Origin of the sequence: Methylocystis sp. IM3 (assembly GCF_038070105.1) — a bacterium.
In the GTDB taxonomy this organism is placed as follows: Bacteria; Pseudomonadota; Alphaproteobacteria; order Rhizobiales; family Beijerinckiaceae; genus Methylocystis.
In genome coordinates this window covers 2,175,385-2,185,639 of sequence record NZ_JBBPBZ010000002.1, presented here as the reverse complement: position 1 = coordinate 2,185,639, position 10,255 = coordinate 2,175,385, and the positions used below count along the sequence as shown (strand labels likewise).

Genomic DNA, 10,255 nt, shown 5'->3' with positions numbered 1-10,255 from the left:
AAAGGTCGGTGTAGGGCGCTCCGGCCTTCTTCTGCGTGCTTTTGTAGAGTGCGGAGACCGGCGGCGGCGGATGTGCCGGTTGGGCGCGGCTTCTCCTCAACGTTTATATTATCAACGTTGAGGGGGCGACCCTCCTCATTCTCCTTCGGTAACAACCTTCCGGTCTCAGGGTCGCGGTTAGGGTTATTCGCGCCGCCCGCCCCTCTCTTCGTCGCTTCCTGCCAGAGCGCCTGAATGTCGGACGCCAAAACCGGCGCAAGTTGCGCCAGTATCGAAAAACCCTATCGCTTCGAGCCCCTGTGCCAAACCGATCGTTTGCGCACAGGTAGAAAGCGACCATGTGCGAAAGTAGCTATTGCGCATTTCGCTCATATGTGCGTTAATATCGGGCAGTTTAGCACATATGGGGAAGCAGCTATGAGCAGAACCTTTGCCTATTGCAGGGTCTCGACCGCCGATCAGACCCCCGAAAACCAGATTCGTGAGATCGAGGCGGCCGGCTTCAAGATCGAGCCCTCGCGCGTCATCGCCGAAACCGTCTCCGGCGGCCTCCAGGCGTCGGCGCGCCCCGGCTTCGCGAAGCTGCTCGATCGCCTTGAGGCTGGCGACGTCCTGATTTGCACGAAATTGGACCGACTCGGCAGGAACGTGATCGACGTGCGCCAGACGGTCGATCAGCTCGCCGAGCGCGGCGTCTGCGTTCATTGCCTCGCCCTCGGGGGAGTCGATCTAACATCGGCCGCCGGAAAGATGACCATGGGCGTCATTGCGGCCGTCGCCGAATTTGAACGCGATCTCCTGCGCGAACGGACGGCCGCGGGGATCGAGCGCGCGAAGGCCGAAGGCAAGCAGCCGGGCCGCCCGTCTCGGCTCACCGAAGAGCAACAGGCCGAGATCCGCGCGCGCCTCGCGAAGGGCGAGACCGTCTACTCGCTCGCGAAGGCATTCGACGTCGATCGCCGCTTGATCCAGAGGGCTCGCGACGCCGCCTGAGTCTCCCGCCCGCCGATCCAGCCCGCCGCGCGTATCCTGCGCGAGCGCGGCGCCGCCGCTGTTGCGGAGCTCCGCCTCCAGCGGTTGAAGGCGTCGATATATTTCAGCTTCCAGCGCAGCGCCTTCTCACCGGTGAAGCCCATCGCGAGCAGCGTAAAGCCGTCGCGGGTCATCTCGAAAGAGCGGACGATGCGCTGCGCGCCTTCGTGAAAGGCGCGGACATCACGAAACAGAGCCGCCGAATTTTCGGCAGCTAAAGATTTCAACAAGTTATCGACGGCTTCGAGCACATGCCGGTGTTCTTTCCCGAACGCCTCCGCCACGGTGCGGCTGCTCGTCGGGCTTTCTTTATCTCGAATATGTGGTAATTAGATACCACATAGCGAGGCAAGGCGTGAGCGAGAGCAGACAGCTAGACAATTTGAAGCCGCGAGGGCGCTCGCGCGTCACCAACGCCCGCATTTCCGGCAAGATCAATTCAAGGTCGCTCTTCGCGGGCGAGGTCGACGGGCGGTCGCTCTGGGCGCGCCGCTATCGCGACTTGGTCGCCGGCTATGTCGACGACGCGGGCGGCGTCGGCGCCCTGTCTGAGCTGCGCCTGTCCCTAATCCGACGCGTGGCGGCCCTCACTTGCGAGGCCGAGCGGCTAGAGGTCGATCTGGCCAGCGGCAAGACGATCGACGTCGACCTTCTCGCGCGCCTTTCGAGCCACATTCGCCGCATTGCCGAGACGATCGGGCTCGACCGGAAGGTAAAGACGATCGAGCCGACGCTCGCCGAGATCATCGCGCGACATGCCGAGAAGCCGGCCGCGAAGCCCGCCAAAGCGCGACAGGTTATCGCAGGCACGATCCTGCAGGCGGAGGGCGATCTGCCCGCCGGCGACCGCCCTGGCCGGCATAGCGAGGGCGCAGAATGAAGCCGCTCGTCTCTTTGCGCCGCGCCTTCGAAGATCCGTTGCTCCTGGGCGGGGTCATGGGCGGCGAGTCTCGCGCGCCGATGCGGTCGATCCTCATGGCCAGCCAGGGCGAAGAGCTGACCGACTCGGAGCTTGCCCATTTTCGTCGCCTCACGGGCCGCGAGACGCCGCCTGCGGGGCGCGTGGAAGAGGCGCACGTCATCGGCGGCCGTAGGTCCGGCAAATCCTCGGGAATTGCGGCCCTCGCCGTTTATCAGGCGGCTCTCTGCGACCATTCAGATTGTCTTAGTCCTGGCGAGCGCGGGGTGCTGCTGATCCTCGCCGAAAACCGAGCGCAAGCCAGGGTGATATTGCGCTACATCGACGGCGCATTCCAGCAATCGCCGGCCCTGTCGAAGCTGATCGACGGCCGGACGCAATGGTCACTCACCCTGGCCAACGGCGTCGAAATCGAGGTCCGCGCCGCTGATTTCCGTGGCGTTCGCGGGCTCACCTTGATTGCCGCGCTCTGCGACGAAATCGCGTTCTGGCACAGCGACGACTCCAGCAATCCGGCGGAAGAAATCATCGCGGCCGTCAAGCCGGGGCTGATCACGACGCGCGGGCAACTTATCACGATCGGCTCGCCCTACGCGAAGCGCGGCTTTCAATATACGACGTTTCGACAGCATTTCGGGGAGCAGGGCGACCCCCGCATCCTGGTCGCGAAGGGCGGGACGACGGCTTACAACCCGACGATCGACGAAGAGTTTATCGCTAGGCAGATTGAGCGCGACCCGGCGGCGGCGCGTTCTGAATGGTTGGGCGAGTTCCGAAACGACATCGAAACCTTTGTCTCCCGCGAGGCTGTCGAAGCGTGTATTGCCGTTGACGTCTTCGAGCGCGGCCCGCTCTGGCAGTATAACTACACGGCCTTTGTGGACCCGTCCGGCGGCTCCGTAGACGAAATGACGCTGGCGATTGCGCATCGTGAGGGCGATGTCGGCGTTCTAGATGCGCTGCGCGTGGTGAAGCCTCCATTCTCGCCGTCGGACGTGGTTGCGGACTTTTGCAATCTGCTCCGCTCTTATCGGATCAGCCGCGTTCGTGGCGACCGTTACGCTGGCGAGTGGCCGCGGGAGCAATTTCGCAAGCATGGCGTCGAGTATCTGCCGAGCGAGAAGCCGAAGAGCGACATCTTCCGCGATTTTTTGCCGTTGATAAATGGGCGCCGCGTCGAGTTGCTCGATGACAAAAAGCTTGTTGCGCAGCTCTGCGGCCTTGAGCGTCGGACGGCGCGTTCTGGCAGAGACAGTATCGACCATGCGCCTGGCTCGCATGACGACGCTGCGAATTGTGTAGCTGGCGTTCTTGTGTCGACGATCGGGCAAGCCGGCGCGACGATGAAAGTAACCCCTCTCCGAATTTAGGAAAGCAACATGCCTGCACTGAAACTTTCTCGCTTCCTCGAGCGCCTTCCGAAAAACGCCCCGGCGCATATTTCCGGGGATCTCGCGACCGCCTTCGAGATCGTCGGCAAATTCACCGTGAGGGCGAAGGAAATTCGCTCGGACCCGACGCTGAGCCGCGCAGGCGTTGCGATTGCGATTGAGAAAGTTCTCACGAGTGGAGCGCTCGGCCATATGAAACAGCTCCAGAATCAAGCGCAAAATCGGCTGCTCGATATGAAGGCGCAGCGCGGAGTTCTGCGCGAGCGGGCGCTTAAACACGACCATGCGCCGGAGCTGATGGCTGAGATTCGCGGCTACCTTCGCGGCCTTCCGCAGGCCGATCGCATGAAGGCAGTCGCGTCTGGGGACCCGATGATTAAGGTCGCGGCGCTTTCTGCTCCGGCCTTCCTCAGCGGCCTGCCTGATGACTTTTGGGCAGCGACGGCCGACGCCGTGACGCAGGAGAAATTCGGCCAGGCGCTCGAGGAAATCGACGTGATCGAACGCAGCTATGCCGAGATGCACAGCGCCATTTCACTGGCGACGGATGACCTTCGCCGCGAGAGCGGCATTGAGCCGGGCGATTTCGCAAAAGTCGCCGAAGCGGCGTAAAGGGGGAAATTATGGCTATGACACCGGAAGATCTGAAAAACGCTCGCGCTGCCGCTCGCGCCGAATATGCGGCTGCTCTCGATCGTCTGCGCCAGGCGTATGTCTCACTCAGCGCGATCGATCAGGCCGCGCAGAATGGAAACGTGAGATACTGCGAGTTCATTCGGACGTTCTTTTCGCCTCCGCGCGCCGAGGAGCGCAAGTATTTCACTCACCCTGATTTCGCGCCTGATCCGCTCCACGATTGGGCCGACGAAATCAATGTGCGCCGCGAGGAATTGCTGCGCGCGCTTGGCGCTTAGTGTAAAATAGGATTCCGCGTTGCGGATGAGGGGACGGGGTCGCGTTATTGTCCATGCGCGGCCTCGCCTGTTTCATGGGGGCGATATGTCGATCGAGGTTTTCTCGTCAACTCCCGAGCTTCGCGAGTCCTATCGCGGAATTTACCGGCACGTCGCCGGGACGATCCGGCCGGAGCTGCTCGCCGCGCTTTGCGAGCCTCTCGTCTTCGCGCCGGAAGAGCGCAAGCTCGCCGACATAGCTGCGCAGTCAATCGTCTTGAGAACGAGCTCCTCGCCGCCGGGGCCTCGAAGGCCGCGGCTTTCGCGAAGGCGATCATTTTCGGCGATCTCATCCTCGACACTGTGACCGCGCTCGAGAACAAGCGAGGCGCGTCATGCCGATCACACTGAGCGAGTTCGCCGCGCGGCTTCTCAGCGCCGAAAACGATATTCGCGAGGCGTCGGAAAAGGCCGTCGAGGTCGGCGCCAAGATGGTCGCGAAGAAGGCGAAGCAGCTTATAGGGCATGAGCAGCCGGAGTGGCCGGCGTTGAAGCCTGAGACGATCGAGGAAAAGCGTCGTCTCGGTTATCCGACCCCGGCGCCGTTGCTGCGCGACGGGACGATGCGCGACTCGATTTCAAGCTCTCGGGCCGAGTGGGAAGACGCGCATACCGTCTCCGCTTATGCCGGCTCTACCGATCCGAAATCGGTTTTTCACGAATTGGGGACGTCGAAAATTCCGCCGCGCCCGTTCATTTCGCTCGCGGCGCGCGGGCAGGAGCGTCTCATTGTCGAGAAGATGGGTGCCACCTTCATGAGCCAGATGGCGACAGGCGGAAGCTCCTGTCACTTGTGGAAACACGTGATGCACGATCTTCACAAGGCCTATGAGATCGGCAAGGATATGCTCGAGACGGATGAGGAGGATTGATCCGGATGCGCTTCCCGCTCGCCGTCTTACTGCTCCTGATCGCAGCGCCCGCGGCCGCTGGCGTGTGCCGGAACCAAAACGCCGGCGGCGAGAGCATAACCGTTTGCGACAACGGCTTTGTCGAGATCCGCGATCAGCGCGGCTCGCGGAGCTACGGGATCCGGAACGGCGGCTTTGACCGCTATCCCCGCCGGCCGGTCCCGCCGTATGCGATCGAGCGGCGGGACAGGGACTAACTATGTCCGCCTCGGATGAACAGCACGAAGACTGACTTCCTACTCACATCCACAAAGCAATGAATTGTAAGGCGAAGCCAAGAACCAAAAGAAAAATGCCTCGCTGCCAGTAATAGTATTGTGTCATGTCGGGAGAGGTTTCGCCACTTTCATCGTCAAAATACAAAAAGGCGTCTGGGCTTTCAAAAGCGAACCAGTCTCTGGTTACGTAAGAGGGTGGGCCGTAAGGGTATTTCTCAGTATCTGAGTAAGGCTCAAGCAATCTTTCCCATTCCTCTCTCAGGAACAAGATAAGAGCCCCCACTATGTCGAAGCATAGTCCGGCCGAATTAACTAACTTCGAGCTCCATAAAAGAAATCCCAAAGAAACAAAAATCACTTCTGCCACCATACAAAAAGATGCGACCTGTCGCAGCCTGCGGACAAATCCTAGTTTGTGCTGAAAGAACTTACTGAAGATGATGCCGAAGACTAAATGGTTGGCGATCCTGGGGAGATCATAATAAATTTCTTCCACCTTACTCCACCAAGGCACGCCATCCTCCTATCGCATTTTTGGCCGTATCAGCGCGGCCTTCTTCAAGCACATCCCTGCCTGCCGCCGGCTATTTCAACCGAGCACCTCGTCGAGGGGCGCTACTTGAGCCAGCCGTTCTCTTTCGCCCAATCCGAAAGGACTTTCATGACGAGCGAAGACAGGCTGCGCTGATCGGCCTTGGCCGCTTTTTCGAGAGCCGCTTTTAGTGTCGGATCGAAGCGCATCGTCGTGATAATTGGCTCTTTTTTCTGCTCTTTCGCCATTCTGCCCAGCTTATTGACATACAAATTATATACGAATTACATTCGTTCGCCTCTCGATAACATACACTTGAAATCAAACCAATGAGGACAAGCCACAAAATGAATATCGCCGACGACGCTTGCTTGCCCGAACGCATCACCCTCGCCGACGCGCTCGAGGAGCTCTCCTCCATAAAACGGCACGCGAAAGCCGTAGAAATCTCGATCAATGGCGCCGCGCTCTGCGTTGACGAGCGAAACGCTCTCTGCACGCTCGCGGCCGATGTCCACCGTCGGATCGATAGGCTCGAGGGCCTGATCGACAAGCAGGAGCTTTCCGACATGGCCGACGCTGAAGACCTCGCCGAGCCGGCCGCCATTGCACAGCCTGAAATCGTGAATTAATATGGGAAAGCCTGAGCTACGAGCCGGGCACTCAAAACGCCCCGACCGTGGATGTAACGGCGGGGCGTTTGTCATGCCCTAAATGAAGAATGGCTTGGTAATGCAAGGCTGCCTCGCCAGCGGGATGCCCCGCTAACGGTAGGCCGGGAGTTCGCGGGGGCTTCAGATGGATTACTCCTTCTCGAAAAAATATCACGCCATGATGCGCGTTTATGAAAAGCTGAAAACCATCAGCACAGACAACGGGCCTCATATCGACAACGCTGAGGTAGGTGACCTTGCGGAGGCGTTTTTCAATCAGTGTTATCACCTCAAAGACTGGGTCAAAAAAGACCCGGCGACCGCTTTTATTGATGTGGAGGCCTATATTAACAAGACAGGCCCGTTGCGGATTGTCGCCGACTACTGCAATTCGTTAAAGCACGCCGGGCTCGATAAAAAACCTCGGTCTGAAGGCCAAATCGACAACCTCAATACTCATTTAAAGATCGACTTGACGCCGAAAGGTGTTGTTACTTCGGGGCAGCAAGAAATCACCCTTGGAGGTAAACGCTATAACGCCTACAAGCTCGCTACCGATAGCGTCGCCGCTTGGAAGAGTTTCTTCGCGCTTAACTCAATCAGCACTGATCCGCCGTAACCTGTTTAGGCTACGGCTTGCTCAGGGCCGTGCCCGGCACCCTTCAGGTATTGCCGCCGTAGAGGCTCCTGGCCGCGGTGCTTCCTGTGGAAAATCGCGGTCTTATGGCGCGGCACCACGACGGCATTAAACCTTGCGAGACAACCCGAGGCGGATTCTCATCGCATCCTCTGACACATTGAAGCGCCTAGCCTGTTCCCTAGGATCGGTAATCCCAGCCGCACGCAGGCGCACAATTTGGTTTTGCGGCATTAGCGCGTTTGCAGCGAAGCTGTTTGCTTGGCGCTCGTGCTGTTGGGTTATTGCTGCATTCGGCAAAGGGGGTTTCTTTGCTGAACCTCAACCACAAAAAATACATCATCCGTCTGACAAGCAACCATGCTGGACCCAAGGAACGGCCGCAGGGATGCCCCTTGAGCCGCTAATTGACTTCCCAAGTCTATGCTATGAAGCCGCAGTAAACAACGTGTTTTGGAACGCTATATGCAGTCTCCCTTCCATCCCAGATTCGATGGAGTTGCAAGAAATGGTTACTATTACAAGGCGTCCATAGCCGTAGTATGGAAGCTCCCCTGTCCACATGTTTTCGATGATATCATGCGAGTTATCAGCGCGCACAATCTCGATCCTGATACTTATTTCTGCGCCATCTGGCTTGTCGTAGCCTCTCTTTATTCTTAAATAGACATCTTGCGGAAGATCTATAAGCTCGCGCGTAATCTGATAATTACGAATGCCGGTGTTCGGTATGCTGAAAATCCATTCGATTTGATCCACGTCCGTTCTCCCTAAACAATAGCCGTTAGTTAACTCTGGTCGCATGCCTCCTTTCCGTCCGCAGCTTTGCCCGGAAAATTTTCCGCCGCGCAAAAATCCGCCTGATCGTTACCCTGAACGATACCCGAGAGGGCCGTCGCCTCAATGGCTTGGGGTATGTTCGTCTCAAGTCTTTGATTTCATTGGTGCCGGTTGAGGGATTCGAACCCCCGACCTACTGATTACAAATCAGTTGCTCTACCAGCTGAGCTAAACCGGCATAAGCCTCAATATTACTCTAATCACCCAAGCGGGCTCGAGGTCAATCCTGCGGCGGCCGCAGGTGCATATGGATTGCCGTGAGAGCCGCTGCGCAGGCGTTGGAGACGTTCAGACTCTTGATGGGACCGGGCAGATCGAGCCGAGCGATGGCGTCGCAGCGTTCGCGCGTCAGCCGGCGCAGGCCCTTGCCTTCGGCTCCGAGGATGAGCGCCAGAGGCGCGGCCAGACGTATCGATTCGATCGGCTCCGACCCTTCCGAATCGAGGCCGATCACGCTGTAGCCCCGCTCGCGCAGATCGTCGAGGGCGCGGGAGAGATTGACGACTGTAACGATTGTCACATGCTCCAGCGCCCCGGAGGCCGCCTTGGCCAGCACGCCCGTAAATTCCGGGCTGTGTCGTTCGGTGACAATCAGCGCGTCGACTCCGAAGGCGCAGGCGGTGCGCAGGATTGCGCCGACATTATGGGGGTCGGTGATCTGGTCGAGCGCAAGGACCACCCCGCTCTTCGTCTCGATGTCGGAGAGATCGGCCTCGGGAAGAGGGCGCGCCTCCAGCAGAAGCCCCTGATGCACGGCCTCTTCACCGAGATGGCGCGTCAGCGCGTGCGAATCGGTCGGGCGGGGTTCGAGACCGGCGGCTCTCGCGAGATCCGCGATTCGGGGCAGGGCGCTTTCCGTTGCGTAGAGCGAGAGAAGCTTTCGTCGCCTGCTTGTGAGGGCTTCCCGGACCGCATGCGCGCCATAGAGCGTCACCACCTCAGGCGAGGCGGCTCGGAATGGGCCGCGCACGGCGTCCGCGGGCCGCTCCTGCGCGCGCGGTGGGCGGGAGCTGCGATCGGGGCGCTCGCCTCTCGGCCGTTCCCCGCGGCTGGGGGGCGCTTTTTGCGGAGGTCGCCTTTTCATCGCAGGGCGGCCGTCTTCACCCACCATTCGGGGCGCCGCGTCTTGATGGCGCGCGCCGTCGTGGCGGCGGCTTGGGGGGTGGCGAAAATTGCAAAGCAGGTGGCTCCCGAACCCGACATGCGCGCCAGCTTGCAACCGCGCGCCGCGCGCAGCACAGCCAGCACGTCGACGATGACAGGCGCCTGAAGGCAGGCCGGGTCCTCGAGATCGTTGCGGCCGCGCGCGAGCAGGGCGAGGAGCTCGGCCGCCGACGCCGCCGGCCCGATCTCGGGATGGCTCGCGCCGCCGACGCGTTCCCCGGGCTGCAAGCCGAGCCGCTCGAAAACAGGCCGCGTTTCGACCGGCACGCCGGGATTGATCAGCACCGCCGGCAGAAGCGGCAGGCGCAGGAGCGGCCCCAGCGATTCGCCCGCGCCGCGCATCATCCGCGCCCGGCCGGCAAGACAGACCGGCACGTCGGCGCCCGTAACGCGCGCGGCCTCCTGTAGCCGGGAATCCTGCAAGTCGAGCCCATTGGCGTGAGCCAGCAAGCGAAGCGCCGCCGCCGCGTCGGACGAACCGCCGCCGATTCCCGCCGCGACGGGCAGGCGCTTGGCAAGGCGAAAGGCGCCGAGCTTCAGCCCCTCGATTCGCGCGGCGAGATTGCGGGCGGCGCGCAGCACGAGATTGTCGTCGCCCGCGCCCGCGGCCGCGCCTGTCGGGCCGGCGATCTCCAGCGAGAGGGCAGGGCCGGGCGCAAAAGCGAGCGTATCGCCCGCGCCACTGAAGGCGACGAGGCTCTCGAGTTCGTGATAGCCATCGGCCCGTCGGCCGAGAATGTGAAGCGTGAGATTGATCTTCGCGGGGGCGCGCGTTGAGAGCATCTACCCCGACCTCCGCTTTAGGGTTTTCGCGGAGAGTTTCTTTGGAGCGGGCGAAGGGATTCGAACCCTCGACCCCAACCTTGGCAAGGTTGTGCTCTACCCCTGAGCTACACCCGCATCCGTTTCGCCGGTTTGGCTGGCCACCAGCCGCCGACGAGGCGTCTTATGCATCAATCGATCTGGCATTGCAACAGGCTCGAGCAGGAAAATTTCGAGCGCCGC

Annotated in this window: 16 protein-coding genes and 2 tRNA genes; 9 read left to right on the top strand and 9 right to left on the bottom strand. The window is 60.6% G+C overall.

Going from position 1 to position 10,255, the window contains the following annotated elements:
• Positions 1–417: 417 nt before the first annotated feature.
• A complete protein-coding gene (locus WOC76_RS12650; protein ID WP_341106462.1) occupies positions 418–993 on the top strand; it encodes a recombinase family protein in 576 nt (191 codons plus the stop codon).
• Here WOC76_RS12650 and WOC76_RS12645 read toward each other — a convergent pair.
• Positions 927–1,352 carry a Rha family transcriptional regulator gene (locus WOC76_RS12645; RefSeq protein WP_341108776.1) on the bottom strand — a complete coding sequence of 142 codons (426 nt, stop codon included), beginning with the start codon at positions 1,350–1,352 and terminating at the stop codon, positions 927–929. The two genes, WOC76_RS12650 and WOC76_RS12645, sit on opposite strands and share 67 nt — an antisense overlap.
• Positions 1,353–1,387: 35 nt before the next feature.
• On the opposite strand from WOC76_RS12645, the gene WOC76_RS12640 reads away from it, so the two are divergent.
• From WOC76_RS12640 to WOC76_RS12615, 6 genes are all read left to right on the top strand, one after another.
• Positions 1,388–1,912: a hypothetical protein gene (locus WOC76_RS12640; protein WP_341106464.1), complete on the top strand. Its 525-nt coding sequence runs from the start codon at positions 1,388–1,390 to the stop codon at positions 1,910–1,912.
• A complete protein-coding gene (locus WOC76_RS12635; protein WP_341106466.1) occupies positions 1,909–3,321 on the top strand; it encodes a hypothetical protein in 1,413 nt (470 codons plus the stop codon). Before WOC76_RS12640 ends, WOC76_RS12635 begins: the two co-directional genes overlap by 4 nt.
• 9 nt (positions 3,322–3,330) lie before the next feature.
• A complete protein-coding gene (locus WOC76_RS12630; RefSeq protein ID WP_341106468.1) occupies positions 3,331–3,954 on the top strand; it encodes a hypothetical protein in 624 nt (207 codons plus the stop codon).
• 11 nt (positions 3,955–3,965) lie between these two features.
• Entirely contained in the window at positions 3,966–4,256 is a 291-nt protein-coding gene (locus WOC76_RS12625) for a hypothetical protein (protein WP_341106470.1), read from the top strand.
• A gap of 374 nt (positions 4,257–4,630) precedes the next feature.
• The gene (locus tag WOC76_RS12620; RefSeq protein WP_341106471.1) at positions 4,631–5,167 is read left to right on the top strand and encodes an HK97-gp10 family putative phage morphogenesis protein; all 537 of its coding nucleotides are present in this window, start codon (positions 4,631–4,633) and stop codon (positions 5,165–5,167) included.
• A gap of 5 nt (positions 5,168–5,172) precedes the next feature.
• Complete coding sequence (locus WOC76_RS12615) at positions 5,173–5,403, top strand: hypothetical protein (RefSeq protein WP_341106473.1); 231 nt, start codon at positions 5,173–5,175, stop codon at positions 5,401–5,403.
• Between the two features lie 43 nt (positions 5,404–5,446).
• On the opposite strand, the gene WOC76_RS12610 is transcribed toward WOC76_RS12615, so the two are convergent.
• Together WOC76_RS12610 and WOC76_RS12605 are read right to left on the bottom strand one after the other, a co-directional pair.
• A complete protein-coding gene (locus WOC76_RS12610) occupies positions 5,447–5,938 on the bottom strand; it encodes a hypothetical protein (RefSeq protein ID WP_341106476.1) in 492 nt (163 codons plus the stop codon).
• Between the two features lie 101 nt (positions 5,939–6,039).
• Positions 6,040–6,204, bottom strand: a complete 165-nt coding sequence (locus WOC76_RS12605; RefSeq protein WP_341106477.1) for a hypothetical protein — start codon at positions 6,202–6,204, stop codon at positions 6,040–6,042.
• Between the two features lie 99 nt (positions 6,205–6,303).
• Between WOC76_RS12605 and WOC76_RS12600 the strand changes: the two genes are divergently transcribed.
• Entirely contained in the window at positions 6,304–6,588 is a 285-nt protein-coding gene (locus tag WOC76_RS12600; protein ID WP_341106479.1) for a hypothetical protein, read from the top strand.
• Positions 6,589–6,754: 166 nt separating this feature from the next.
• A complete protein-coding gene (locus tag WOC76_RS12595) occupies positions 6,755–7,228 on the top strand; it encodes a hypothetical protein (RefSeq protein WP_341106480.1) in 474 nt (157 codons plus the stop codon).
• Between the two features lie 126 nt (positions 7,229–7,354).
• Here WOC76_RS12595 and WOC76_RS24335 read toward each other — a convergent pair whose 3' ends face one another.
• The 6 genes from WOC76_RS24335 to WOC76_RS12570 all read right to left on the bottom strand — a co-directional run bounded on the left by WOC76_RS24335 (position 7,355) and on the right by WOC76_RS12570 (position 10,150).
• A complete protein-coding gene (locus WOC76_RS24335) occupies positions 7,355–7,546 on the bottom strand; it encodes an ImmA/IrrE family metallo-endopeptidase (RefSeq protein ID WP_445730624.1) in 192 nt (63 codons plus the stop codon).
• A 126-nt stretch (positions 7,547–7,672) separates the two neighbouring features.
• The gene (locus tag WOC76_RS12590; RefSeq protein WP_341106481.1) at positions 7,673–8,005 is read right to left on the bottom strand and encodes a hypothetical protein; all 333 of its coding nucleotides are present in this window, start codon (positions 8,003–8,005) and stop codon (positions 7,673–7,675) included.
• A 183-nt stretch (positions 8,006–8,188) separates the two neighbouring features.
• A tRNA-Thr gene (locus WOC76_RS12585) sits at positions 8,189–8,264 on the bottom strand.
• A gap of 42 nt (positions 8,265–8,306) precedes the next feature.
• Positions 8,307–9,170 carry a 23S rRNA (guanosine(2251)-2'-O)-methyltransferase RlmB gene (gene rlmB, locus WOC76_RS12580; RefSeq protein WP_341388550.1) on the bottom strand — a complete coding sequence of 288 codons (864 nt, stop codon included), beginning with the start codon at positions 9,168–9,170 and terminating at the stop codon, positions 8,307–8,309.
• Positions 9,167–10,033, bottom strand: coding sequence for a 4-(cytidine 5'-diphospho)-2-C-methyl-D-erythritol kinase (locus WOC76_RS12575; protein WP_341431434.1), 867 nt, complete (start codon positions 10,031–10,033; stop codon positions 9,167–9,169). The genes rlmB and WOC76_RS12575 overlap by 4 nt, the downstream gene beginning before the upstream one ends.
• A gap of 42 nt (positions 10,034–10,075) precedes the next feature.
• Positions 10,076–10,150, bottom strand: a tRNA-Gly gene (locus WOC76_RS12570).
• Positions 10,151–10,255: the final 105 nt, after the last annotated feature.